Consider the following 24,955-nt stretch of genomic DNA (forward strand, 5'->3'; position numbering starts at 1 on the left):
TTTCTCAGATTATTAAATTGCAAAGTAATAGAGTGCAGTGCCAGCGTGCTGACACTGCATGAAGGATGGGTTGTTTATCTAGAGCAAAATCCGCTGCCATCGCCGGCTGAGGGCAATGTGCCATTAAGCTGCGCGGCCATATTTGCTACGCGGTACTGCATAAACGACGTTAAACCGTAAAACTGCCCCGTAGTAGAGGTTAGGTTTTGCTCAAAGTAGGTTGAGCCATAAAAACTAGTGGGGTCGTTTTGTACGTGCTCACGGATTAAGTCGGCTATTTCATTTACGCGTGCGTTAAATGTGTCGCTTGAAAGTGAGCCATTAATAAGCTGTGTTAAATAACTGTGGTACGTATCGAGGTGGCTTTGTTCGGCAAATACATTAGCAATTAATGGGCGCTCGCTTAATGCGCCGCTTACAGGCTCATCAATGTAGAGCTCTCTTACATCTACGCCATTACAATCCATGTTAAAGGTGCCGAATGACTCATTAAAATCCCACGGTAAAATGCTAAATACGCCATCGTCATCGTAAATATAATAGTTATGTGCAAGCGGGCCGTGGTAGCTATCTAAATTAGACAGTGAAGTACTTACCGACATATAACGCAGCAGTGTGTCTATATCTATGGCGCTGGTTTCGCCTTTATCAAGCGATTCTACAAAGTTAATAAAGGCGCCGTTATCGGTGGTGTCTTCGTTGGTTTGCAGGTTTATATCGGTGTAGCTTTGTATGTCGTCACCTAGCCATAATAAATCGCTGCCTGTGCCATCTGGCTTGTATAAATCGCCATTACTGTTGGTAAAGTGTTTTTCAACAAATTCGCCATCTACGGCTTCTACCATTAAGTACAAACCAAATAGTTCGCCGTTTACATAAAAGTTAACGTAAGCATGCTCAGGCGTTGGCACGCCCATTTCATCCATAAGCTCGTAGGCGATTACTTCACGCATGTACGACGGGTCGTTAAACGAGTTTTGTAGTGTGAATTTTTTTAGCCCAAAAAACTTTTGCCCCGACACATATTCGTTAATATCAACCTTAAAGCTGTAACGGTCGCTGCTAGAGTTGGCAACGCTGCTTAAGCTTGAGCCGCCTTTTGTGCGAATAGCCACGCTATCGAGTGTTACCCCATTAAAGGTAATAGCGGTTTCGTGGTATTCCTCATCAAGTGGGTTATCTAGAATGTCTTGCCAGTTTTCGTCGGTAATTGTAATAGAAAGCGTATTAACGGCCGAAGGTGTAAAGGCGGTTGCAACTGTATTTTCACTACTTGGGGTAGGTGTTAAAAACGCATGAGTAAAGCCTGTACTGCTACTTAGGCCGTAACTAAAGCCTGTGGCTACATCACTTTCGTCCCAGTCAATATAGTCAATTACTTCATCGTTGAGTATTAAGCTTAGCTCGTCTTCTTTGCCTAGTTTAAACGGGACGTAGTAAGTGCCTGGGTCTTCATCGGTGGCATAAATAGTAATGTATTCACCTGCGTATAAATCTATGTCGGGCAGGGTTACGGGGTCTATGTCGTCGCTTTCATCAATAACGTGGTAGTTGGCTAAGTTAATTGTATTTTCGCTGTTGTTGTATAGCTCAAACCAGTCGTTGCCATTATCTGCGGCGCTTGCCACTATTTCGTTAATAACGAGTGGCCCGTGGGTTGCTTGGCTGTTTGAGCTAAGCTCTGTTGGAGTGAGTACCGCAGTTGCATCGCTGCCATCTGGGTAGCGGCCATAGCTGTAACCACTTAGCGCTTGGCCTTTATTCCACGATAACTGCTCTATAATTACATTGTTACTGTAAAGGCTTACGGTATCGCTTGCGCCTAATTTAAACGCTACGCTTGGCAGGTCGCCTAAATCATCGGTGCTTGCGTAAATGCGGTAAAACTCACCAGGCGCTAAAGTAATATCAGGTAGAGCAAATTGCTCGTTATTGTCATCACTTAGTGTGTAGTCGGCTAAATAAACATCGCTACTGCTTGTTACATAAAGCTCTATCCAGTCCTCGCCGCCGCTGCTGTCTTTTGCTACTACTTCGTTTATACGAAGTGGTGCATCTTCAGCAATTAGCGTTGTAACAAGTGTAGAGGTATCGGCTGTTTGGTTAGCTGCGCCCTCTGTGGGCGTTAGGGTTTGCGCGGTGCCGGTGCCATCGGTGTATAAGCCGTAACTAAAACCTTCTGCGGCTTCGCCTTCTTCCCAATCAAGTACAGACACCGCAGTGCCGTCCTCATATAATGTAACCGCATCGTCACTCCCTAGTTTAAAGGTAACGTAATAACCGTTATCGGGCGGCGTGTCGGTTTCATCAATGGCTTGAATAACAATAAACTCACCTTGCGAAAGCGCTACTGCGGGTAAAGCTTGAGGCACTCTATCGGCGTTATCATCAACGAGCGAAAATACCGATAAGTCGGCAATATCTTCAGTGGCGTATAGCTCAATCCAATCGTAGGTGGTATCGCTTGGGCTTGCGACAATTTCGTTAATAACTAAGCCCGTGGAGGTGGTTGTTGATGATGAGTCAGTTTGCTCTGTGCTGCTATCGGTTGTTTGCTCAGTACCGCCACAGCCATATAAAAATGTAGTAGAGGCGATAACTGAATAAAATATAAAAGGTTTTATATTCATGTATGCACGCTTATTATTTTATTAAAGTGGGCAAACTATAAAAATAGAAGGTGCAAACAATGTGTAAACATTCAGTAATATTCAGTATAGTGAGCTTAATTACTCACTTTAAAAGTTACTTTAACCTTATGTTTAAACAATTAATTTTATTGTGCGCGTTAAGCATGCCGCTTGTAAGTAATGCCGCTACTGCGCCATTTTCGGGCGATATTACAACTGATGTACTATTAAGTGATTACGATAAGTTTAATAAGCAGTACAACGCATTTACGCCAACCGAGCAAGATATAGCCTTAATGCAAAAGCTAGAAGGCAAGGCGTTAGTTGTATTATTTGGCACTTGGTGTCACGACAGCCAACGCGAAGTACCAAAGCTTATTAAGTTACTTGATGAATCAAAGGTAGAGCTTGCAAGCGTTAAATATGTGGCCGTGGGTTACAACAAGCAAGACGACGCCGGAATAGCACAGGCGCACGACTTGCAATACACGCCAACGTTTATAGTAAAAGACGATGGAAAAGAGTTAGTACGCGTAATTGAAAAACCAACGGGTTCATTGGCGCAAGATTTAACGCAGGGTTTGTGAGTAGAGCTTGGGGCTGTGAGAGCTTACTGATTCAGCCTAATAGACTTATAAGTTAGCTGGTGGACTGTTATGAATGATCTCTTAGTATTTTAATATGAGAGGTCAGGATTTTACCCCTTTGTTTTTTTTAAGGAGGAAGTATGTTTTTAAAAAGTGATGTAGAAAAGCTTGAAGAAAACTTTAGGTTAGCTAAGCAGGCATTACCTGATATTGATAGTTCTAGTGGCTACCCTAATTATCCTGAAGTTATTTCTGAATTTATGAATAGTCTATGTTCCCCTCCGTGGTTAAAAATTGATTATGACCCAAAAGAAGTAAAAAATATCATTTCAAATATAGATAATGCTTCCCCTGATAATTTACGTAATGTATTGACAGATGCAAATCGTATTGAACGTTTTGGTTGTGGGCAATGGGCAGTAATTTTAGGCGGAGATTTTTTTCCTTTAGTTATAGCTCGTGCTTATGAGCTCACAAAACCCTAACAAACATAAGCGGTAGAGGACAAACTGTCTCACACATCACGAGTTATCAACGCTCGCTTTAACGTTTATGTAAATTTACGACGCGCGTTAAATTCACTCATTTAAAAATTGAGCACTAAATAAACTTTTTTCGAATGCTTGCGCAGCATGCGAAGACGGTCTGTCTTTATAATGCAGTTGGTATAGCGGCCGAGAGAGTTGCTCGTTATTTTTTTGGCTCAGGCGCGTTAATTTACCTAGCTGCACTAAATCCTCTGTGACTACGTTTGGCAATAAAGCGACCCCCATACCTTGAGCAACAGCTCTTGCTATGGCTTCGTTGCTGCCTAATTGCATACTTTGCTCAGCTTGTACGCCATGTTGTGCTAATAACTTTACAGACATTTCTAACGTGCCAGAGCCTGGCTCGCGTAATAACCAAAACTGCTCGTTTAACCATGCTTTTAAGTCTTTAGTGGGCTTAAAGTTGCTCGGTATAACCACACTCATTAAATCATTTTGCCAGTGCTTACTTATTATATGCGGCTCGGTAGGTGTGCCTTCAACCAGTGCTAAATCTATAGTGCATTCAAGTAAGGCATGCTCAATTTGCGCGGTATTAGCCACTTGTACTTCTACTTTTATATGCGGGTACTGCGCACAAAATTTGGCTAAATAAGGCGGTAGCCAATAACTGGCAATGGTGGTGCTGGTGCCTATAACTAATGTACCGCGCTTAAGCCCTGTGCGCGATTTTATATCGTCAATGGCGGCTTTTTCGATAGCAAAAATACTGCGGGCGTGATCATACAAAGCTTGGCCGCCTTCGCTTAAGGTGAGCTTTTTACCCTTAGATGCACGTTCAATAAGTTGCATATTTAACTGATGCTCTAGCTCTTTTAGCGCTTTAGAAACAGCGGGCTGGCTTATAAAAAGCGCTTCGGCTGCGCCTGAAAAGCTACCCAATTTAGCCACTGTATAAAACACCCTAAGCGCATGTAAGTTCATTGTATAACCTTAAATTGCATAACTCTAAACTGTATAACTTTAAGTTATCGAATCATGATTTTAATATATTGGAGTTATATTTTGAGCTTTCTTACAATTAAGTCAACACATCAACTTGGTTTAAGTGAGGGAATATTATGCTTAGCGCTATTAAAAATAGTTTTCAGCCTTTGGGTATTAATACTAAGCAATACGGCGATACGCGCTGGTGGTTAGGTATGCTGCTGGTGGTTGTGTTAGCGGGGGCATCTGTTGCATTAAGTAAGTTACCTATAATGCAAAGTGCGCAATTTAGCTCCTTAACAATTGGGATTGTGCTTGGCATTATTGTGGGTAACAGTGTGTTTTCGCGTATAGCTACGCGTACAGATGTAGGCGTTGATTACGCTAAAAGTATATTACTCAAAGCGGGCGTTATTTTATTTGGGTTTAGGATTACTTTTGCGCAAGTAGCGGGTGTAGGCTGGCATGGCCTATTAACCGATGTGGTGATGCTGCTAGGTACGTTTATATTAGCAGTACAGCTAGGTAAGCGAGCTTTTAGGCTTGATGAACAAACAACCATACTAATAGGTGCGGGTAGCTCTATTTGTGGCGCCGCAGCGGTAATGGCAACAGAGCCGGTTATAAAAGCACAAGCGCATAAAGTATCTGTAGCGATGGCAACGGTTGTGGTGTTTGGCACGTTAAGTATGTTTGCCTACCCAATTATGTTTGAATATATGGGTGTGAGTGAGCATGCGTACGGTATTTTTGTTGGTTCAACCATTCATGAAGTTGCACAAGTGGTAGCAGCAGGGACTGCGGTAAGTGCCAATGCGGCCGACACCGCCGTGATAGAAAAAATGCTACGCGTAATGATGCTTGCGCCATTTTTAGTAGGCTTATCGTTTTGGCAAAGTAAAAAGCATGCAAACATAAACGCACATGGCGGCGAGCAAAAAGCGGGTATTACAATCCCTTGGTTTGCAGTGTTATTTATAGTGGCAAGTGGCGTGCATTCGTTATCGGTTATTCCGCAAGGTACTACAAGCGCTATTATATGGTTTGATAATATATTGCTTACCATTGCCATGGTCGCACTTGGGCTGCGTACCCACGTTGGCGCTATTCGCCAAGCGGGTATAAAGCCACTGTTATTAGCAGGTTGTTTATTTTTGTTTTTAACCTTAGGTGGCTTTGCCATTAATATAGGCATTGCGCAGCTGTTTTAAAATATAACCTGGTGGAGGGAGATTGGCTTAAATAGGCCAGTCTACTTCGTTTAAGTGATCGAGCTGCTGCGTTTTATTACTGTGCCCGTGCCATTTATTGGTATAAACACCATTTGGATCAAACTGCGCCGTTTGCTTTTGTATATTAAAGTGGCGGCCGCCACGCGGGTCAACCCCCACACCGGCTATGTATTGCCAGTTGCCCCAGTTTGCTGCTACATCGTAATCAATCAATTGTTGCTCAAAATAGGCTGCGCCGTATCGCCAATCAAGGGCAAGCTCGTTTACTAAACAGCTTGCTGCAATTTGCCTTGCTCGGTTTGAAATGTAACCCGTAGTGTTTAGCTCTTTCATAATGGCATTTACAAGCGGGTAAGGCGTTGTGCCGTTACACCAAGCAGCAAAGCGTGTAGGTGTAAAAGTAGTAAGCGGTTTAGTTTGTTTTTGCCCTTTAAAGCTAAACAGGGTGTTACCTGCTTTAAGTGCGTGCCATTTAAAATACTCTCGCCATAGCAGTTCAAATTTAATCCAATAAGTAGACTCGTTTGCCGTATTGCATTGCTCGTAATTTTCTACTGCTTTGTAAACTTGTTTTGCACTTATACAGCCAAAGGCAAGCCAAGTACTAAATTTGGTGGTGTTGTTAAAGCCATCAAGTTCGTTGCGAGTCGTTTTATAAGTACTTGGCATTGCGCCTGCAAAGTATTGCTTTAAATGAGCTTGCGCACTGTTAAACCCGCCATGCATTGCGCCTTTATTTGTTATACGTTCTATAGGTTTTTTTGCGCATAAAGTTATTGGCTTAGGCAGCAAGCCGTTTGGCAAAGTTGTTGGTGTAATAGGGCTATTAGCGGCCTCTACCTTTTTACGAAACGGGGTAAAGTGTTTGGGTAATTCGCTTAAATCAAAGGGGAGGTCATTTTGCTTAAAGAGCGTGTCTTGCTGCGACCCTGTAAATTGTGTATTGAGGCAATGTGCTTTGAGTAAGCTTATTTGGCGTTGCTCGTACACGCCAAATTGTTCGCTGTATACAACTTCATCAATATTTTGCTCATTAATACGCGCTTTTAAAAGCGATACGGGTTCGCCCTCAAGCACATGCAGGGTTTGCCCGCGCTCAATAAGTGCTTGTTGTAGTTCGTACAAGCTTTGCATTAAAAATTGCTGTTTGTGTATGCCGTAAGGTTTTTGTTGGTAATTATTATTTTTAAACCAGTGCGGGTTTATAACAAATACAACATCAAGCGCGCACTGCCTAGTAGCAAGGTCACTAAAAACTGGGTTATCGGTTAGGCGTAAATCGTTTTGTAGCCAATATAAAATGCGTTTGCTCATACTTATGCTCTGGTCTTTGTAATCATTAAGTTTACGAAGCAAAAGCGGCTAGGGATTAGTTTTGAGGTGTTTAATGCAGTTTTGAAAAGGGCGATAAACTTACCGCCCTTCAGTGTTTAAAAGTATTGTTTTAACTTACTGGTTTTTGCTCTGCTATCCAATCGTTTATAACGTCTTCAAGCACTGCCATAGGCAATGAGCCTTGGCCAATAACAGTGTCGTGAAAGCTGCGTATATCAAATTGAGCACCAAGCTCTTTTTCGGCTTTTGCGCGCAGCTCTCGTATTTTTATTTCGCCCATTTTGTACGAAAGCGCTTGGCCTGGCCATGAAATGTAACGATCTATCTGATCTTCCACCGCACTTTGTGGTAAAGCAGTGTGACTGGCTAAGTAATCAATTGCTTTTTGGCGGCTCCAACCAAAGGCATGAATACCGGTATCAACAACAAGCCTCACTGCACGCCACATTTCGTAACCTAAACGACCAAAGTCGCTGTGCGGGCTTTGATAAAAACCAGCTTCTTTACCTAAGCGTTCTGTGTATAGTGCCCAACCTTCGCCAAATGCAGAGTGGCTAAGTGTGCGTCTAAATTCGGGGACATTTAGCTCCATAGCAATGGCGTTTTGTAAATGGTGCCCGGGTATGGCTTCGTGCAGACTAAGTGCTTCTAAATTATATAAAGGCTGCAGTTTAGGTGTTGAGGCTAAAAAATAAGTACCTGGTGAGCGGTTATCTGGCGGTGGCATATAAAACGCCCCACGACTTGCTGAGCCCTTAATAGTAAAGGTGTTACGCGGTAAGTGGCCAAAGTAAGTGGGCAATTTACCATACATTTTTTGCGTAATGAACGCGGTTTTTTCTAGCAAGTCTTGCGCGTCTTTTGCGTAAAATTGCTCATCGGTTGCTAAAAATTCTAAAAACTCACTATAGGTGCCATCAAAGCCTACTTCATCAATAATATTTTGCATTTGCGCTTTAATACGCGCGACTTCTTTAAGGCCTAGTTGGTGTATTTGTTTGGGTGTGGCGTTTGTTGTGGTGTAGTAATTAACCGTGTACTTGTAGTAGTCAAGCCCGCCTTTAACGCTTGCTATGCCCGGCTGCGCTCTACAATGTGGCATATAGTCATTTTCAAAAAAGTCGTAAAAATGCTGATACGCAGGAATTACTTTATCTTTAATTACGGCTTGGGCTTTTTGTTTTAAGTTTGCTTTTTGCGCTGTACTAAAGGTATTAGGTATACGTGTAAAGGGCTCGTAAAGGGCGCTGTTTTCGGGGTTTTTGACTATGTGCGCGCTAATGCTTTGGCTGTAATTTTCAAAGGTTTTACAGTAATGGGTAAATCCTGTTTTTATCCCTTCTTTCATTAAATCAATATTTTGCTGATTAAAGCGCGGGTAGTCGGCAAGGCTGATTAAAAATGCGTTGTAATCATCAGCTGTTAAAAAAGCCATATTAGCGGGCGCTTCTGCAAAGTAAGTATGCCAGCCACTTAAAAAATTAACCGGAAAATACTTATCTTGATAAAGGTAGCTTTGCTGCTCGGTTTCTCGCTCATATTTAAATAAGCGGTAGTTCATTAGCTGATCCTTGTTGAGCGTTTTTGGATCAATGTTGGCTAAGCTTTTTAGTACGCTGTTGTTATAAGCTTGGCGCTTTGCAATGGCTTGCTCGCTCCAATTTGGTAATGTGCCGTTTGGTTTCCAACCGTCTGGATCGGTTCGAAAAAATATTTTTTCAGCTTTGGCATTTTGCCAGTGGTTATCAATAATTGTTTTTAAATCGCTGTTGCTGTCGGCAAGGCATGATAGCGAGGTGGCTGCTAAGCAAATAGCTAAAATACGTTTTTTAAACATAGTGATCCGTTATTGGCGAGTTAGTCGCGCTTTTTTATTTTAATTTGTGCTCAATATAGTACCAAGTTAACTTAATTAATGCGCTTAATTTTATAACCTGTATTAATTGGCTTTACTTTTTGATTGAACAAATTTCACTGCGTAACTGAGTGGCGCACTAGTTTATTGTTTTATCAGCGTTTAGAATGATTAAAACTTATTATAAAAAAATGACCGTCATGTTTAATAAAGTAATCGCCTTAATTGATGAAGCAAACAACCAAGACCCAAACAGTGAGCAATTTAATGGGGAGAGTGTCCCTAAAGAGTATTTATACTCACAGCGTATGAGCGATATGCTTAGCCGATTTAAACCCGATGCTGATGAACTTATGCAAATTGCAGTGCGTGGGCAGCATATACAACGTTGGAAGTCGCCGCGTAGCGACTTTGCAATGAACAAGCAGGGCTATCATCAATGGCGCAGTGCGCTTTATATATTTCATGCAAGTAGCGTTGTTGCGCTTATGCAGCAAGCTGGGTACAGCGATGCTGAGCAAAACAGAGTGTACGATGCAGTTGCTAAAAAAAATATTAAACGTAACCCAGATAGCCAATTAGTAGAAGATGTAGCAAGCCTGGTATTTATTGAGCATTACATGCTCGGGTTTGCAAATGCAAAACCAGATTACAATGAAGAGAAATGGATAGGTATTATTCGCCGTACATGGCAAAAAATGTCAGACGACGCGCATGAGTTTGTACTTGCAGGTAATATTACATTGCCAGCGCCGCTTGTTGGGCTTATTCATAAAGCGCTTGAGTAAAAGAACATAAATAAATAAAAAGGAATTTTAAATGTATTGTCCTCGTAGTAATACGCCACTTGAACCTTTACTTGTTGGCGGAATTACTGTTTTTACGTCAGCGCAAGGCGGCGTATTTTTTGATAACAGCCAAATTTTTAAGTTTAGCTCGCCAGAGTTAAAGCATGGTCAGGTATTACTTAAGTATTTGAGTAATTACATTGAAGGTGAGGGCGATGTATCATCGCGAGTAAATTGCCCAAAGTGCTTAGGGTCTGTTGAACTTTGCGGATTAAAATTTGTTCAAACTAGGGGCTATTTAATCACGGCGCGAGGTTTGTAACCTAGTGGACTAAGTAAAAGCCGAGCAACAAAGAGTAAATAGTCCCTAGGAAGAACCCTTTGGGTAGCGCCTGTTTGGCATTAATGCTACGTTATCGCCTATTTATGGGGAATAACCACACTACATAGGCTCTGCCTTGCCTAAATACCAAACAGGCTGCTGCAAATTTAACCTTGAAAGATCAACAGACCCTAGATATTGTGATGATGCGCCGGTATTTTTCACCGCTCAAAGTGGTTGAGATAGACGAGTGCCCAGGTTGCGCTGGCATATGGCTTGATAGCGGCGAGCTTGCAAAAATACACGAAAACCATTTAACACCCAAAGAGCGTAAGCTGTTAGCTCACGAAATGGCCACCAATCATGGGTTTATATCTATTAAGCCGCCAAAATCTAAGTATTACCCCAAAGCGCCTAAAAATACCCAAGACACCACCGTTGAACGGTTGGTGCAATTGGCATTACTTAATCTTTAATACCAAGCCTCAAAATAAATCACTTAATTAAGCTAATTGGTATAAAGCATAAAAAAACGGCGTACTAAAAAGTACGCCGTTTTTTTGTAGTAAATTAATTCTAACGAATTTATTTATTACGGTTTTCTTTGGCAAAGGCACGTATTTTACGTTTTTGCGAAAGCGTTACTTTGTTAGTACGCCCTGCAAATGGGTTATCACCTTCTCTAAATTCAATTTTGATCGGGGTGCCCATAATTTTAAGGGCTTTACGGTAGTAGTTCATCAGGTAGCGTTTGTAGCTATCTGGTAAATCGTGAACTTGGTTACCGTGAATTACAATACGTGGCGGGTTATAACCACCGGCATGCGCATATTTAAGCTTAACACGACGACCACGAACAAGTGGCGGCTGATGATCGGCCTGTGCCATGTCCATAATACGGCGTAGCATTGCGGTGCTAATACGTTTAGTTGCTGACTCGTACGCTTCATCAACCGATTCAAATAAATGACCAACACCTGTACCGTGAAGTGCAGATATAAAGTGTAAGCGTGCAAAGTCAATAAAGCCTAAACGGCGATCAAGCTCTGTTTTAATGCGATCTTTAACGTAATCATCAAGCCCATCCCATTTGTTCACGGCAATAACCAATGAACGACCTGAGTTAAGCGCAAAACCTAATAAGCTTAAGTCTTGATCAGAAATACCATCGCGAGCATCAACAACCAGTAATACAACGTTTGCATCTTCAATGGCTTGAAGCGTTTTAATTACTGAGAACTTTTCAACTACGTCGCTTACTTTTTTACGCTTACGAACACCTGCGGTATCTATTAAAATATATTCTTTGTCGTTTCGAGTCATCGGAATATAAATAGAGTCGCGAGTGGTGCCCGGCATATCGTATACAATTACACGTTCTTCACCGAGTATACGGTTTGTAAGTGTTGACTTACCTACGTTAGGGCGGCCGATAATAGCCAGTTTTACAGGTTTATCTGCAAATGCTTGATGGTCTGTATCGTCGCCTTCGGCTTCTTGATAAAGGTCGATTAACTCTTCATCGTCATCAGCAACGTCTTCATCTAGTGCTGCAAGCTCTGCAATTACAGGCTGTAAAGTGTGCTCTAAAAGCTGAGTAATACCACGCCCATGTGCTGCTGCAATATGGTGAATATTACCTAATGATAATTGATAAAATTCTGCACAGTTTGAGTCGGCGTCAATGCCATCTGTTTTGTTGGCAACCACAAAGCTTTTTTTCTCTTGCTTGCGCAAGTGATTAGCAATGGCTTGGTCAGCAACGGTCATGCCTACGCGGGCATCAACCAAAAACAACACAATATCGGCTTCTTCAATGGCAAGTAACGACTGGTCGGCCATTTCGGTTTCGATGCCTTCTTCAGAGCCATCAATACCACCCGTGTCTACCACGATAAATTCATAGCCATCGTAATTAGCTTGGCCATATTTTCTATCTCGTGTTAAACCTGGAAAATCGGCTACGAGTGCATCACGAGTACGTGTTAAACGGTTAAATAATGTGGATTTGCCCACATTGGGTCGCCCAACTAGAGCGATCACGGGAAGCATAAACTACCTCTTTAAAAAACAACAAAAGGCTTCGCAGTGCGAAGCCTTACAAAAAACCTTTAAGTGTTAGCTAGTTAGTTAGGGGTGTTTACCACACTAACTTCACCATCACGGGTGTATAAAATTAGCTTGTCGTCGGCTACAACCGGCTCAACAAAAAAGCCTGAGCTGTCAAATTCTTCACGAGATACTAACTCGCCAGTGTCTTTGTTTAGCCAATGTAGGTTACCTTCTTGGTCACCTAAAGCTAAGTGGCTACCTGCAACTGCAGGGCCTGTTAGGTACCAACCACGTAGAGCGGGTTGGCTCCAACGTTCAATACCTGAATTTTTATCTAATGCGTAAATTACGCCTTCGCTATCTACTAGGTAAATAGTTTGTGCATCCATCGCTATTTCGCGGTAGCTGCTGTATTCACGTTTCCATACAACATTGCCTGAGCGAATATCTACCGCTGCTAGGTTACCGTTGTATGCAATAGCATAAGCGTAAGGGCCGCTAATAATTGGTTGTGTGTCTACATCAACCAAACGCTCAAATTCTGATGCGCCTTTAGCAACGGCAATTTCTGCACTCCATGCTGAATAACCGCTCTCAGAAATGAGTACACTTAATTTACCTGTTTCTAAGCCTACTAACACACCACCGTTTGCAACTGTTGGTGAGCTTTGGCCACGCAATGTAAGCGGTGGTACTTCTTGTTCGAAGTTCCAGCGTTCTTCGCCTGTATCTGGGTGCAGTGCTAATAGTTTACCCGAGCCTAAATTAACAAAAATTAGGCCATCGCCCGCAGCTGGTTTTGATAACGCTTCGCCTGGCACATTTTTACGCCATACTTCCTCACCCGTTTCGCGGTCAAGGGCAATAATAAATCCGTGCTCAGAGCCGACGTAAATTTTACCATAAGCTTGTAATATACCGCCTGATAATTTAGCTGTGCCGTTATCTGACCATGGCCAAAACGATAAGTCTTCACGTACGTCGGTTTCCCATAACGTGTCGCCATTGGTAAGCGAAAGCGCTTCAATTTGGCCTTCGCGGCTAGCTACATAAATAGTGTCTTTGTATACAGCAGGCGATAAGCGAGAAAAATAATGTTCTACACCACTGCCAACCGACTCTTGCCACACTACGTCTGTTTCAAATTGATTAACAATTTCAGGAAGTACTAACTCGTCTTCGTCATCACTTGATGAACAACCCATTAGCGTTGCCATGCACAGTGCTAGAGTTGCTGTTGTTATTTTTTTCATACCTAAAACCTTATGCCGCTGGGCTAGTTACTGCTAGGTCGTCTAATTTAATTTGTAATAAAGGGTTTGTTGTTAAACCGCCTGCATCGGCAGCTGCTTGATACGCAGTGCGAGCTTGGTCTTTATTACCTTGTGCAATGTAAATATCGCCTTTTAGCTCAGCTACATTGGCGTTATATGCCTCTGGTAGTGGCGAGTTTAATGTACTTAGGGCTTCGTCAAATTTACTTTGCGCAAGTTGAATACGTGCTAAACGCGTAATGGCAATGGCTTTAAGCTCTTCGCTTTGGGCGTTTGTAACAATCCAACTAAGTTTTTCGCTAGCAAGGTCTAATTTTTTTGCATCAACAGCGTCTTTTGCCGCAACAAAAGCGGCTAAAGTTGCATAGCTTGTGTCTGGGTTGTTTTTAATGAATGTATCAGCTGCGCCAAGTACATCGTCGCTTTGTACAAGTGTTGTATATTCGTCAGACGCTTGCTCAGCGGTTGTAATTTGGTTTTGGTTGTATGCTTTCCAACCGTATAAGCCGCCTAAACCTACAATTACACCTAGCGCAAGTGAAATACCGTTTTCGCGAAAAAAGCGCTTAATGGCTTCTGCTTGTTGTTCTTCTGTTGAATAAATGTCCATTATTACCTCTTAAGTTAGCTTAGCTATTGATAAGCTCAGCTAATAGCGCTTTAGCTTGTTCTAATTCTAGTGTGACTTGCTCTTTACGCTCACGTAAATATTTGATGGTCACAACGCCTTTTTCTAATTCATCTTCGCCAATAATAACAGCCACTAGTGCATCGCTTTTATCAGCTCGTTTTAGTTGTTTTTTAAAGTTACCGCCGCCAGCATGCACCATAACGCGTAAACCGGGTACGTCGCTACGCAGTTGCGCTGCAATGGCAGGGGCTTGTACGCTGGCTTTGTCGCCCATTGCCGCTAAATATACATCAGCATTGCGGCGAATGTCACCTACACACTCAAGTGCTTGGAGTAACAGTACTAAGCGCTCTAGACCCATAGCAAAACCAACTGCGGGCGTTGCTTTGCCGCCAAGTTGCTCAACTAAGCCATCGTAGCGTCCGCCAGCACACACTGTGCCTTGTGCGCCTAGGCTATCTGTTACCCATTCAAATACTGTGCGGTTGTAGTAGTCTAAACCACGTACTAACTTTTCATTAACCGTGTATATGACGCCAGCTGCGTCTAAACGTTCACATAAATTTGCAAAATGTTCTTTTGATTCAGCATCTAAATGCTCAGACAATTTAGGCGCATCCACTAAGATTGCTTGCACGTCTGGGTTTTTGCTATCAAGTACACGTAATGGGTTTGAGTACATACGGCGCTTTGAATCTTCATCAAGCACGTCGGTATGCTGTTCAAGGTAAGCAACGAGTGCATCGCGGTAATCAGCACGTGCTTCGTTTGAGCCTAACGAGTTAAGCTCTAAACGTACGTGTTCGTTAATGCCAAATGCTTTCCATAATTGCGCGGTAAGTAAAATAACTTCTGCGTCTATGTCGGCTGTGGCAATACCAAATGTTTCTAAACCAAATTGGTGAAACTGACGGTAGCGGCCTTTTTGAGGGCGCTCATGACGAAACATCGGGCCCATGTACCACAGGCGCTGCTCTTGGTTATAAAGCAAGCCATTTTGGTTACCTGCACGTACACACACTGCGGTGCCTTCTGGGCGAAGGGTTAGCATGTCGCCGTTACGATCGGCAAAGGTGTACATTTCTTTTTCTACTATATCGGTTACTTCACCAATAGAGCGTTTAAATAAGTCGGTTGATTCTACAATAGGAAAACGAATTTCTTGATAACCGAACGATGCTACTGTCTCGCGTAAAATGTTTTCTACTTTCTGCCAAACTTGCGTGTCGCCCGGCAGACAATCGTTCATACCGCGAACTGCCTGAATTTGTTTTGCCACTGATAAATCCTAATTACTGTTTATGTGTAATAAAAAAATGCTTACACAACAAGAATGCTAAAAATTGACCCGTCATTATATACCCAAATGACCCCATGATGCGAGCGTCGTTGGAATTAAAAGCGATTTAGGCAAGGCATTGATTGAAAGTAATAGTGGTTCTATTGTTAAAATCAATAACGCAGTATAAATCGCTTTTAAACCAACCCGTTGGGCGGTTCACAGACACTTACTCTCATCGTTGTTACTTTTTTAAAACTGATTGCCATTCTTGCAAAGTAACGCCTTGATATTAAGAGCCTGTGAAACGCTGAATTCTGTATCTTGGGGTCGTTTGGGTATCCTCTAGCTATAAAGGTAAACGCCAAACAGCGTGGTTTGGCGCTTTATACGGTATTTATTCGACTATTTTAATGTCGATAGGTGTTTGCTGCTCTTTTTGAGCAATAAAGTCGCGCACGTAACCTTCAAGCTGGTCAACAATGTTGTTGTTATCAATACGCGCTTTTTGACGCTCGCCATTAATGTATAAACCTGAGCGGCGGTTTGCACCGGCAAGGCCAATATCACTTACTAGGGCTTCGCCTGGGCCGTTAACTACACAGCCAATAACTGAAACAGACATTGGCTCAACAACATCTTCTAGGCGCTCTTCAAGCTGGTTCATGGTGCTCACTACATCAAACTCTTGACGTGAGCAGCTAGGGCAGGCAATAAAGTTAATACCGCGAGAGCGTATACGCAGCGATTTTAAAATATCAAAACCTACTTTGATTTCTTGAACTGGGTCGGCAGCAAGTGATACACGTAGCGTATCGCCAATACCTTCGGCAAGTAACATGCCTAAGCCTACAGCCGATTTAACCGAACCTGAGCGCATGCCGCCGGCTTCGGTGATCCCTAAATGCAGGGGTTGATCTATTTCTTTAGCAAGTAAACGATAAGCGCCTACAGCTAAAAATACGTCTGATGCTTTTACCGATATTTTAAATTGGTCAAAATCAAGGCGGCGTAATATATCTACATGGCGCATTGCTGATTCAAGTAATGCTTCGGGAGTTGGCTCGCCGTATTTTTCTTGTAGGTCGCGCTCTAATGAGCCGCCATTTACACCAATACGAATAGGAATATTATGCTCGCGTGCTGAGTCTACAACGGCTCGAATACGCTCCTCACTGCCTATATTTCCTGGGTTTATACGTAGGCAATCCACGCCGTATTTTGCCACTTTTAACGCTATGCGGTAATCAAAGTGAATATCGGCTACAAGCGGTATACTAACTTGCTCTTTTATACTTTTAAACGCTTCTGCTGCATCCATAGTTGGTACAGATACGCGCACTATATCGGCGCCGGCATCTTGTATTGCTTGGATTTGCGCTACCGTGGCATCTATATCCATGGTGTCGGTATTGGTCATCGACTGCACGGCAATAGGGGCACCGTCACCAATAGGCACGTTGCCTACATTGATGCGGGTTGATTTTCTGCGTTTAATTGGAGATTCTGAAAACATAGCGACTACTCTGCTAATGGTAATTTAAATTTGGCTAAACGATTTTTAGGATAACCAGAAATATCAACTGGTTCGCCGTTTAGAGAAACACTAACTACGTCGTGCTTACCCAGCACAACTGAAAAAGGCGGGGTACCGCTTACAGCCATTTTATAGCCTGCTTTTTTTACGCCAAATGCAATACGCTCACCTTCGCCATCGTGTATTTCTACCCAGCTCTCATCGTTAAACACCATGTTAATTGTACTGGTGTTACTTTGCGTGTCGGGCTTGTTAGTGGCTGTTTGGGTGCTAGCGGCAATAGGCGCCGTGGCATTAACGGCTTCACTTAAGGGGACTTGTTCAGCACTTATCGGCATTACAGCCGGTGTGCGCTCAACTGCCTGTGTTGCTTGCATTTGCGAGGTGTTCTCGCTTTCGTTATTTAGCGCGTTGTTATTTTGCTGGTTATCTAAAATTGAATTTTCAATATTGATTGTGCTTGTTTGCTCATCGATAGGCGTAGCATTTTGCCAAAACCATAAGGCAGATGAGCCAATAACAATGGCTAAAATAATGTAGCTCACCAGCATTAGACGGCTGTCATGGGCTTCTTTTTCTGTGCGGCGCGAAAAGCTTTGCATGTTAGCCGGCTTTGTAGGCTCGGGCGGTGCAGGCAATTTAGCTAATATAGGGGCGCTATCGACGTGTAGTTCACGGCAATAGTTTTTAATGTAGCCTTTTACAAAGGTAATTGGGCCTAACGTTTGGTACTGATCGCTTTCTAAGCGTTGCAGCTGAGAAATAGAAAGCTTAAGTGGGCCAGTAAGTGACTCTAAGCTTACATTCGCTTGCTCTCTGTGCGCTTTTAATAGTTGCCCAACACTTGGCTCATCGCTTTGTTGCGTAGTTTCTTCTGTCATAATAGGTACGAATTTGGATCCACTAGTAATAGTCTGTGCCCAGGTGTAAGTTCTATATCTGGGCTTAATTTATTCCATCGCATTAATTCATCAATTAATACATGCCGCTGGGTAGCTATGTCGTAAAGGGTATCGCCAGCTTTAATCTCGTAATAAATATTAGGATCGTTTAAATAAATTTTACTTCCGTTGATAACACGATCCGACTCCTTTAGACCATTCCACTGCAGGAGTTTTTGTAGTTTAACATTGTATCGCACTGAAATGCTAAATAGGTTTTCACCAAACTCAATAATATGAAAAGGCACCTTTAAAGGGGGGACTTTTGGATTAAGCATGGGAGGCTCTTGTTTTACACTTGGTTGGTAGTTTTTTAGTGTAATGTCGTTACTGTCGCTGTATGGGTTATTACTAAATACCGCACTGTCTTTTTTAGCCTCATAAAATACTACCGAATTATTTAAGCCCGTATTTTGTGGGCCATTTGCAGCAGGGCGTGTATTTTGTGGGGTGTTAAAGTTAGCTTGTTTTGGCGCACCAAATGAAATTATTTTTACTTCGTCATCATCTTTGGGTGTTTGTTTAGCGACGGCTTTTGGCGGCTCAGCTGTGGGTGTAGACGTTTGTTGCGCTTGGTGATCCGTTGTTAAAGCCAAAAGCACCGCTGCGGTATCTGTTTTAGACTCTGCAGGCACAGATGTTGTAGTTGTAGTTGCTACTTGGGCAGTATTTGTTACGGTTGGAGCGGCTGCCACAGCTGGCACTACTGCTTTAGTTGTTGTCGCTACTTTAGCCTGCGTTGGTTGAGCCGCAGGCGTGAGAGTGGCAGCGTCATCACTTTGCTCAGCTACGGTTTTTTGTTTGTTTGCTGCGGCAATGGTTGCCTGTGCTTTTGCCGTCTCATTTAATACTGGGCTTGAAGGCTCAACCCCTGGAGAAATTAAGCTGGTCGAATTATCGGTAGTTGGGCGCTTTTTTCGGATAATTTTAATTTTTGGTTGCTCAACACTGATTTGCTCTTCGCCATACTGCTCCTGAAGCTCTTCGAGCTGCGCTTTACGGTATTTTTCGCGCAGTATTTCAAACTCAGTTTGTTTAGTACGATTATCGCGAATGGCATAGGCTTGCTTACTTGTTGGGTAAGTTTGCATTATGGTGGCGGCAATTTTTTCTGCTTCTTCTATTCTGCCCATGCGCTGCTTAATTAAATAACCAAGCAATAAAGCCCGTGCAGACACTCGGCCGGTGTCGTCATGACGCTTTAATACTTCGCTGGCTTTATGTAAATCGCTTTTAGCATAAAAAAGGGCGGCTAAGCTTATTAGGGTCGATGTACGTTGCGAGCTGTGATTAAGTGCTTGTTTAAAGTAACTCTCTGCATTTTCAAAGTCGTTAAATTCTATGGCACATAATGCAAGGTTTTCGTAGCTTTCGGCAACGCGAATATAGCTTGGAATATCAATTGCTTTTAAAAATTGATCGGTCGCGCGGTCATACTCTTCAATACTACATAAAAACACACCGTAGTTATTAAGCGTGTTCGGATCGTCAGGCTTAATTGCTAATGCTTTTTGATAGGCTTTATCGGCACGCTCTTTTTCGCCTACTTGTTGGTAATAATAAGCAAGGGAGTAATGTACTTCAGGTAGATTTGGGGCAAATTCTATAGCTCGCTCAAGGTTATACTTTGCTTGCGAGTTGTTGCCAGTTTCTAAGTATTGTAAAGCGAGGGCGATACGAGTGCGTGCTGCGCCTGCATTATTGATTTTGTTTTCGACGACGGGTTTGTCACTGCCGTTATAACTACTTTCACTTACGCACCCTGTAAGGGCAAGTGTTGAAAGTGTTAAAGCAAGTAAAGATCGCATTACCTTGTCTCTGTTTTTCTATCCATAGCGCCTATCTTACCTAAAACCCTTAGTGTTGCATCATTTATTTAAAAATAAACAACTTAACCACCCTGCACAGGGAATATACGCAGGGTGGTTACAGGCTTATGCTTGCTGGATATTTACGCTAATTGCGTTATCGTCGCGCATTTTCTTTTTCGCCATACGTTTAGTACGGTCAACAACATCGCCGGCTAATTGCCCACAGGCGGCGTCAATATCGTCACCACGAGTACGGCGCACAATACACGTAATACCCGCAGCTTGTAAAACCTTAGAAAAACGGTCAATACGGCTGTTGCTAGAGCGCGTGTATTCGTTACCCGGGAACGGGTTAAACGGAATAAGGTTAACTTTAGAAGGTGTACCTTTAAGCGTTTTAACCAGCTCATGTGCTTGGTCGGTGCTGTCGTTAACGCCATTTAGCATAACGTATTCAATGGTCACGTCTTTATTTGCTTTAGAGCCATCGATATAACGACGACACGCGGCTAAAAATTCTTCAATAGGGTACTTTTTATTAATTGGTACAAGTACGTCACGCAGAGCGTTATCGGGAGCGTGAAGTGAAATAGCAAGTGCTACGTCTATTTTTTCTTTTAATAAATCAAGCGCAGGTACAACCCCTGAGGTACTTAATGTTACGCGGCGCTTAGATAAGCCAAAGCCCCAGTCGTCCATCATTAGTTCCATTGCCGGCACTACGTTTTTAATATTAAGCAGGGGCTCGCCCATACCCATCATTACTACGTTGGTAACTGGGCGTTTTTCGCTATTGCCATCAAGGCCTATGTCTTTAGCTACACGCCAAACTTGGCCAATAATTTCAGACACTTTAAGGTTACGGTTAAAGCCTTGTTGCGCAGTTGAACAAAACGTACACTCAAGGGCACAACCCACTTGCGAAGATACACACAAAGTCGCGCGGTCTTTTTCTGGGATCCATACAGCTTCAACTTCTTGGCCGCCATCAAGCACTAATGCGTACTTAATTGTGCCGTCGCTTGCTTGCTGGCGAACAGAGATTTCTGGCGCAACAATTTCGCATTCGTTTTTAAGCTTTTCTTTAAGCTTTTTATTAACGTTGCTCATGTCGTCAAAGTTATCAACGCCAAAATGATAAATCCATTTCATCACCTGGTCGCCACGAAATGGCTTTTCACCGAATGATACAAATAGCTCGCGCATTGCATCTCGGTTTAAATCTAATAAGTTAATCTTTTTTTGCTCGGTCATGAAACAACCTCAATCGGTGACGGTGGAGATAAAATTTACAAGGGCGAATTGTACACAATTCACCCACTTTAATCATTAAGTAAAATATCAAAAATGCACTTAAGGATACTTTACGTAATGACTAAAAAAGGGCTCGAAAGCCCTTTTCTTACTTTGCATTACAGCGTTAACTGTAAAACTCGAATTAACGAGTACGTGGGCAAAGCTCTTCGTCAGCGAAGAAGTACGCGATTTCGCGAGCAGCAGATTCAACAGCGTCAGAACCGTGAACAGCGTTTTCGTCGATGCTATCAGCGTAGTCTGCACGTAAAGTACCAGCTAGTGCTTCAGCAGGGTTAGTAGCACCCATGATTTCACGGTTTTTAAGAACAGCGTTTTCGCCTTCAAGAACGGTAACCATTACTGGACCAGATGTCATGAAAGATACTAAAGCACCGAAGAAAGGACGCTCGCTGTGCTCTGCGTAGAAACCTTCAGCTTTCTCTTTTGAAAGGTGAACCATTTTAGCTGCAACGATTTTAAGGCCCGCAGTTTCGAAACGGTTGTAGATTGCGCCGATGTGGTTTTTTGCTACTGCATCAGGTTTTACGATTGAGAAAGTACGCTCTAAAGCCATCTTTATGCTCCAATAATTTTTAAATAAAAGTGTGAATATTTACGGGCGCGAATTATACGCGTTTTAATTGAAAAAACCTAATTTTATTAAAAACCAGTTTGGTTGCAGTTTTATGATCTTGATCAAAAGCACAATGTTTAGCGCATTTATAATGCCGCGCTTGTAAATTAATTAATCATGTAACCGACTTATACTCGGTTAGCTGTATGGAGCGCATATGCCAGCTGTTTCTTCTGTCACTTCTTTTATTCCCGAGCTGTTATGCCCTGCGGGGAGTTTAAAAAACATGCGCTACGCCTTTGCATATGGAGCCGATGCTGTTTACGCCGGCCAGCCTCGCTACAGTTTGCGGGTACGTAATAATGAGTTTGATTTAGAGACATTACAAATAGGGATTAATGAAGCCCATGCGCAAAATAAAAAGTTTTATGTGGTCTCAAATATTGCTCCGCATAACGCAAAGGTTAAATCGTATTTACGTGATATAGAACCAGTGATTGCTATGGGGCCCGATGCGCTGATTATGTCAGATCCTGGGCTCATTATGCTGGTACGTGAAAAGTGGCCAGCCATGCCTATTCACCTATCGGTGCAAGCAAATGCAGTTAATTATGCAAGTGTTCAGTTTTGGGCAAAACAAGGTATTGAGCGAGTTATTTTATCGCGCGAGCTCTCGCTTGAAGAAATTAAGGAAATACGCACGCTTTGCCCAAATACTGAGCTTGAGGTGTTTGTTCATGGGGCGTTATGTATGGCGTATTCAGGGCGCTGTTTGCTCTCGGGTTATATTAACAAGCGTGACCCAAACTAAGGCACCTGCACGAATGCCTGCCGCTGGAATTACGATATAAAACCGGGCGTTGAAAACGAAACGGGCGACATGGTGCATAAAATTGACCCTAACCAAGTTATACCAACTCTGGGTGAAGGTGCGCCAACAAATAATATTTACATGCTTGAGGAGGAAGGGCGCCCAGGGGAGTATATGCCAGCCTTTGAGGATGAGCATGGCACTTATATTATGAACTCAAAAGATTTACGTGCCGTGCAATATGTTGAACATCTCACAAAAATGGGCGTTCATAGTTTAAAAATAGAAGGGCGGACTAAATCGTTTTATTACGTAGCACGCACAGCGCAGGTATACCGTAAAGCCATTGATGATGCGGCTTCAGGTAAACCATTTGATACTCACTTATTCAAAACACTTGAGAACTTAGCACATAGAGGCTACACCGAAGGCTTTTTAAAGCGCCATGCCCATCAAGATTATCAAAACTACGAATACGGTCACTCTGTATCAACTAAGCAGCAATTTGTTGGGGAAGTAATAGGGCGCCATGCTGATGGTTTAGTTGAAATAGAGGTAAAAAATAAATTCTGCACAGGCCACTCACTTGAACTGATGACACCACAAGGGAACATTACTTTTGAGCTTGAATATATGCAAAACAAAAAGGGCGAAAGTATTAGTGATGCAAAAGGCTCTGGGCATATTGTAAAAATCTCATTAGATGAGAGCATTAATTTAGAGCACGCAATATTAATGCGCAATTTAGATGAGCACCAAGATACCCGCAACCCCTATAAAAAAGTAGCAAGTGAGTAAGCGCTAGCATGGCACTATTTATAAATAATAAATGCATTAACTGCGATGTATGTGTAGATGAGTGCCCCAACAGCGCGATTTTTATGGGGTCAAAAACTTATCAAATAGACCCAGATAAGTGCACTGAATGTGTGGGGCATTACGATAAACCAACGTGTGCCATAGTGTGCCCCATTAATTGCATTAAAAGCGATCCTTTAAATAGGGAGTCACTTGAGCAGCTCGCACAAAAGTATGTAAACCTAGTTGAAAGTGAAGGCTGAGCACATAAAAAGGAACATATGCTTAAAAATTTAGCTTAAACTACTTATTAATTATCGCGTTATCATTAATACCTCCTATACTGGAAGTAACTTGATTTAGTGTTTTTTGGTAGGGAAGTTAATGTTTTTTTCAAAAGGTAAGCAAAACGAAATAGCCGCTTTAAAAGCCCAGTTGTACCCTTTAGAGCAAGTGTGGGAAGGGCTTTACAAAGAAATGCTGGTACTTAATGTACTTTATGATGGGCGAATTTCGCATGCTAACGATAACTTTTTAAACGCATTAGGTTATAACGAAGATAATTTAACAAATAATCAGCTAGGCGATTTTATTGCTGATCAGTCGCGGCTATCACCTGAATACGCAGAACTTGAAAAAGCATTCCAAAAAGAAGGCCACTGGAGTGGGGCTATTGAATTTGTTCGCCAAGATGGCAATGCAGAGTGGCTAAGATTAATTGTGCACCCTGTGGTGGGCGAGCAAAATCAGTTATTGTATTTTTCGGTGTTTGGCACCGTACTTACTAAAACCATTACAACCTCTCGAGAACAAAGCGACACAATAAAAGCGATTTATCGCTCTATGGCTGTGATTGAATTTGATTTACAGGGGCATGTGTTGACGGCAAACGATCAGTTTTTGTCAGCCATGGGGTACAATGAATCAGAAATAATTGGCCAGCATCACCGGGTGTTTTGTGAAACCGAAGAAGCTAATTCGGCTGAATACCAACAGTTTTGGAGCAAGCTTAGGCAAGGCCAATTTATTGCCGACAGGTTTAAACGCATAGATAAATATGGCAATGTAATTTGGTTAGAAGCTACCTACAACCCTATATCGAATGATGCGGATCAGCTTTATAAAGTAATGAAATTTGCCACCGTAATTACTGAGCAAGTAAACCGTGAAATTGCTATTTCGCAAGCAGCCGAAATAGCCTATGGCACCTCTACAGAAACAGATAAAACCGCAGAGCGTGGCAGCTGCGTATTACAAGAAACCGTATCTGTTATGAACGAGCTGGCTGTAAACATGGAGCAAGCAGCTAACGAAATTTCGGCGCTGGATCAACAATCTCAACAAATAGCCAGCATAGTACAAAGCATAAGTAGTATTGCCGAGCAAACCAACTTACTTGCACTCAATGCTGCAATAGAGGCTGCGCGTGCAGGAGAGCAAGGGCGCGGGTTTGCTGTGGTTGCTGATGAAGTAAGGCATTTAGCGTCAAGAACATCAAAAGCAACAGAAGAAATTGTGGAAGTGGTGCAGCGTAATCAGTCACAAACCCAAAGTACGGTAGCGGTTATTGAGCAAGGCAAAGAAAAAGCAGAGCAAGGTTTAGCGCTTTCTAAAGAGTCGGGTGAGGTTATGGCAGAAATTCAAGATGGAGCCCAAAAAGTGGTAAATGCGGTGGGCCAATTTACCAGCCAATTAAACTCTAATAACTGATTGAGTAAATACGTTTA

General features: G+C 42.5%; 19 protein-coding genes and 3 pseudogenes. 9 read left to right on the top strand and 13 right to left on the bottom strand.

The features are described from left to right. Nucleotides 1-74 precede the first annotated feature (74 nt). Nucleotides 75-2,630 carry a CotH kinase family protein gene (locus CWC04_RS09185; RefSeq protein ID WP_138685226.1) on the bottom strand — a complete coding sequence of 852 codons (2,556 nt, stop codon included), beginning with the start codon at nucleotides 2,628-2,630 and terminating at the stop codon, nucleotides 75-77. Between the two features lie 128 nt (nucleotides 2,631-2,758). Between CWC04_RS09185 and CWC04_RS09190 the strand changes: the two genes are divergently transcribed. After that, the gene (locus CWC04_RS09190; RefSeq protein ID WP_138685322.1) at nucleotides 2,759-3,217 is read left to right on the top strand and encodes a TlpA family protein disulfide reductase; all 459 of its coding nucleotides are present in this window, start codon (nucleotides 2,759-2,761) and stop codon (nucleotides 3,215-3,217) included. A 140-nt stretch (nucleotides 3,218-3,357) separates the two neighbouring features. Beyond that, nucleotides 3,358-3,702 carry a hypothetical protein gene (locus CWC04_RS09195; protein ID WP_126009495.1) on the top strand — a complete coding sequence of 115 codons (345 nt, stop codon included), beginning with the start codon at nucleotides 3,358-3,360 and terminating at the stop codon, nucleotides 3,700-3,702. Nucleotides 3,703-3,795: 93 nt separating this feature from the next. Here CWC04_RS09195 and CWC04_RS09200 read toward each other — a convergent pair whose 3' ends face one another. Beyond that, the gene (locus tag CWC04_RS09200) at nucleotides 3,796-4,689 is read right to left on the bottom strand and encodes a LysR family transcriptional regulator (RefSeq protein ID WP_138685227.1); all 894 of its coding nucleotides are present in this window, start codon (nucleotides 4,687-4,689) and stop codon (nucleotides 3,796-3,798) included. A gap of 137 nt (nucleotides 4,690-4,826) precedes the next feature. Here CWC04_RS09200 and CWC04_RS09205 point away from each other — a divergent pair, with 137 nt between their 5' ends. After that, nucleotides 4,827-5,903 carry a YeiH family protein gene (locus tag CWC04_RS09205; RefSeq protein WP_138685228.1) on the top strand — a complete coding sequence of 359 codons (1,077 nt, stop codon included), beginning with the start codon at nucleotides 4,827-4,829 and terminating at the stop codon, nucleotides 5,901-5,903. A 27-nt stretch (nucleotides 5,904-5,930) separates the two neighbouring features. Here CWC04_RS09205 and CWC04_RS09210 read toward each other — a convergent pair whose 3' ends face one another. Both CWC04_RS09210 and CWC04_RS09215 read right to left on the bottom strand, forming a co-directional pair. Beyond that, nucleotides 5,931-7,238, bottom strand: coding sequence for a DASH family cryptochrome (locus CWC04_RS09210; RefSeq protein ID WP_138685229.1), 1,308 nt, complete (start codon nucleotides 7,236-7,238; stop codon nucleotides 5,931-5,933). 130 nt (nucleotides 7,239-7,368) lie between these two features. Further along, nucleotides 7,369-9,096, bottom strand: coding sequence for a DUF885 domain-containing protein (locus tag CWC04_RS09215; RefSeq protein ID WP_138685230.1), 1,728 nt, complete (start codon nucleotides 9,094-9,096; stop codon nucleotides 7,369-7,371). 218 nt (nucleotides 9,097-9,314) lie between these two features. Between CWC04_RS09215 and CWC04_RS09220 the strand changes: the two genes are divergently transcribed. The 3 genes and pseudogenes from CWC04_RS09220 to CWC04_RS09230 form a co-directional block, all read left to right on the top strand. After that, the gene (locus CWC04_RS09220) at nucleotides 9,315-9,902 is read left to right on the top strand and encodes a DUF4202 domain-containing protein (protein WP_138685231.1); all 588 of its coding nucleotides are present in this window, start codon (nucleotides 9,315-9,317) and stop codon (nucleotides 9,900-9,902) included. Between the two features lie 31 nt (nucleotides 9,903-9,933). Continuing rightward, nucleotides 9,934-10,149 (top strand): annotated as a pseudogene (locus tag CWC04_RS09225) (zf-TFIIB domain-containing protein); the annotation flags it as partial. Nucleotides 10,150-10,421: 272 nt separating this feature from the next. Next, nucleotides 10,422-10,700, top strand: a pseudogene (locus CWC04_RS09230) (TFIIB-type zinc ribbon-containing protein); the annotation flags it as partial. A gap of 109 nt (nucleotides 10,701-10,809) precedes the next feature. Here the strand turns inward: CWC04_RS09230 and der are convergent. From der to ndk, 9 genes are all read right to left on the bottom strand, one after another. Continuing rightward, entirely contained in the window at nucleotides 10,810-12,276 is a 1,467-nt protein-coding gene (gene der / locus CWC04_RS09235) for a ribosome biogenesis GTPase Der (protein ID WP_004586988.1), read from the bottom strand. Nucleotides 12,277-12,350: 74 nt separating this feature from the next. Beyond that, nucleotides 12,351-13,529, bottom strand: a complete 1,179-nt coding sequence (gene bamB, locus CWC04_RS09240; protein WP_004586989.1) for an outer membrane protein assembly factor BamB — start codon at nucleotides 13,527-13,529, stop codon at nucleotides 12,351-12,353. A 10-nt stretch (nucleotides 13,530-13,539) separates the two neighbouring features. Beyond that, nucleotides 13,540-14,160, bottom strand: coding sequence for a YfgM family protein (locus CWC04_RS09245; RefSeq protein ID WP_096042705.1), 621 nt, complete (start codon nucleotides 14,158-14,160; stop codon nucleotides 13,540-13,542). 19 nt (nucleotides 14,161-14,179) lie between these two features. After that, the gene (gene hisS, locus CWC04_RS09250) at nucleotides 14,180-15,460 is read right to left on the bottom strand and encodes a histidine--tRNA ligase (protein WP_004586991.1); all 1,281 of its coding nucleotides are present in this window, start codon (nucleotides 15,458-15,460) and stop codon (nucleotides 14,180-14,182) included. A 397-nt stretch (nucleotides 15,461-15,857) separates the two neighbouring features. Then, nucleotides 15,858-16,976, bottom strand: a complete 1,119-nt coding sequence (gene ispG, locus CWC04_RS09255; protein ID WP_004586992.1) for a flavodoxin-dependent (E)-4-hydroxy-3-methylbut-2-enyl-diphosphate synthase — start codon at nucleotides 16,974-16,976, stop codon at nucleotides 15,858-15,860. 5 nt (nucleotides 16,977-16,981) lie between these two features. Then, nucleotides 16,982-17,878, bottom strand: a complete 897-nt coding sequence (locus tag CWC04_RS09260) for a RodZ domain-containing protein (protein ID WP_138685232.1) — start codon at nucleotides 17,876-17,878, stop codon at nucleotides 16,982-16,984. Continuing rightward, entirely contained in the window at nucleotides 17,875-19,746 is a 1,872-nt protein-coding gene (gene pilW / locus CWC04_RS09265) for a type IV pilus biogenesis/stability protein PilW (RefSeq protein WP_138685233.1), read from the bottom strand. The genes CWC04_RS09260 and pilW overlap by 4 nt, the downstream gene beginning before the upstream one ends. A 126-nt stretch (nucleotides 19,747-19,872) precedes the next feature. Further along, a complete protein-coding gene (gene rlmN / locus CWC04_RS09270; RefSeq protein WP_004586995.1) occupies nucleotides 19,873-21,003 on the bottom strand; it encodes a dual-specificity RNA methyltransferase RlmN in 1,131 nt (376 codons plus the stop codon). 184 nt (nucleotides 21,004-21,187) lie between these two features. Then, nucleotides 21,188-21,619 carry a nucleoside-diphosphate kinase gene (gene ndk / locus CWC04_RS09275; protein ID WP_004586996.1) on the bottom strand — a complete coding sequence of 144 codons (432 nt, stop codon included), beginning with the start codon at nucleotides 21,617-21,619 and terminating at the stop codon, nucleotides 21,188-21,190. A gap of 217 nt (nucleotides 21,620-21,836) precedes the next feature. On the opposite strand from ndk, the pseudogene trhP reads away from it, so the two are divergent. The 3 genes and pseudogenes from trhP (at nucleotide 21,837) to CWC04_RS09290 (ending at nucleotide 24,938) form a co-directional block, all read left to right on the top strand. After that, nucleotides 21,837-23,228: pseudogene (gene trhP / locus CWC04_RS09280) on the top strand (prephenate-dependent tRNA uridine(34) hydroxylase TrhP). Nucleotides 23,229-23,236: 8 nt separating this feature from the next. Then, nucleotides 23,237-23,491 carry a YfhL family 4Fe-4S dicluster ferredoxin gene (locus CWC04_RS09285; RefSeq protein ID WP_138685234.1) on the top strand — a complete coding sequence of 85 codons (255 nt, stop codon included), beginning with the start codon at nucleotides 23,237-23,239 and terminating at the stop codon, nucleotides 23,489-23,491. 121 nt (nucleotides 23,492-23,612) lie between these two features. Continuing rightward, nucleotides 23,613-24,938: a methyl-accepting chemotaxis protein gene (locus tag CWC04_RS09290; RefSeq protein ID WP_004586999.1), complete on the top strand. Its 1,326-nt coding sequence runs from the start codon at nucleotides 23,613-23,615 to the stop codon at nucleotides 24,936-24,938. Nucleotides 24,939-24,955 lie beyond the last annotated feature (17 nt).

Origin of the sequence: Pseudoalteromonas sp. S2893 (assembly GCF_005887105.1) — a bacterium.
Lineage (GTDB): Bacteria > Pseudomonadota > Gammaproteobacteria > Enterobacterales > Alteromonadaceae > Pseudoalteromonas > Pseudoalteromonas atlantica.

What these genes read in the sequence shown, in the direction of transcription:
- CWC04_RS09185 (WP_138685226.1), bottom strand. Translation starts at nt 2,630, where the DNA reads ATGAATATAAAACCTTTTATATTTTATTCAGTTATCGCCTCTACTACA.
- CWC04_RS09190 (WP_138685322.1), top strand. Translation starts at nt 2,759, where the DNA reads ATGTTTAAACAATTAATTTTATTGTGCGCGTTAAGCATGCCGCTTGTA.
- CWC04_RS09195 (WP_126009495.1), top strand. Translation starts at nt 3,358, where the DNA reads ATGTTTTTAAAAAGTGATGTAGAAAAGCTTGAAGAAAACTTTAGGTTA.
- CWC04_RS09200 (WP_138685227.1), bottom strand. Translation starts at nt 4,689, where the DNA reads ATGAACTTACATGCGCTTAGGGTGTTTTATACAGTGGCTAAATTGGGT.
- CWC04_RS09205 (WP_138685228.1), top strand. Translation starts at nt 4,827, where the DNA reads ATGCTTAGCGCTATTAAAAATAGTTTTCAGCCTTTGGGTATTAATACT.
- CWC04_RS09210 (WP_138685229.1), bottom strand. Translation starts at nt 7,238, where the DNA reads ATGAGCAAACGCATTTTATATTGGCTACAAAACGATTTACGCCTAACC.
- CWC04_RS09215 (WP_138685230.1), bottom strand. Translation starts at nt 9,096, where the DNA reads ATGTTTAAAAAACGTATTTTAGCTATTTGCTTAGCAGCCACCTCGCTA.
- CWC04_RS09220 (WP_138685231.1), top strand. Translation starts at nt 9,315, where the DNA reads ATGTTTAATAAAGTAATCGCCTTAATTGATGAAGCAAACAACCAAGAC.
- der (WP_004586988.1), bottom strand. Translation starts at nt 12,276, where the DNA reads ATGCTTCCCGTGATCGCTCTAGTTGGGCGACCCAATGTGGGCAAATCC.
- bamB (WP_004586989.1), bottom strand. Translation starts at nt 13,529, where the DNA reads ATGAAAAAAATAACAACAGCAACTCTAGCACTGTGCATGGCAACGCTA.
- CWC04_RS09245 (WP_096042705.1), bottom strand. Translation starts at nt 14,160, where the DNA reads ATGGACATTTATTCAACAGAAGAACAACAAGCAGAAGCCATTAAGCGC.
- ispG (WP_004586992.1), bottom strand. Translation starts at nt 16,976, where the DNA reads ATGTTTTCAGAATCTCCAATTAAACGCAGAAAATCAACCCGCATCAAT.
- CWC04_RS09260 (WP_138685232.1), bottom strand. Translation starts at nt 17,878, where the DNA reads ATGACAGAAGAAACTACGCAACAAAGCGATGAGCCAAGTGTTGGGCAA.
- pilW (WP_138685233.1), bottom strand. Translation starts at nt 19,746, where the DNA reads ATGCGATCTTTACTTGCTTTAACACTTTCAACACTTGCCCTTACAGGG.
- rlmN (WP_004586995.1), bottom strand. Translation starts at nt 21,003, where the DNA reads ATGACCGAGCAAAAAAAGATTAACTTATTAGATTTAAACCGAGATGCA.
- ndk (WP_004586996.1), bottom strand. Translation starts at nt 21,619, where the DNA reads ATGGCTTTAGAGCGTACTTTCTCAATCGTAAAACCTGATGCAGTAGCA.
- CWC04_RS09285 (WP_138685234.1), top strand. Translation starts at nt 23,237, where the DNA reads ATGGCACTATTTATAAATAATAAATGCATTAACTGCGATGTATGTGTA.
- CWC04_RS09290 (WP_004586999.1), top strand. Translation starts at nt 23,613, where the DNA reads ATGTTTTTTTCAAAAGGTAAGCAAAACGAAATAGCCGCTTTAAAAGCC.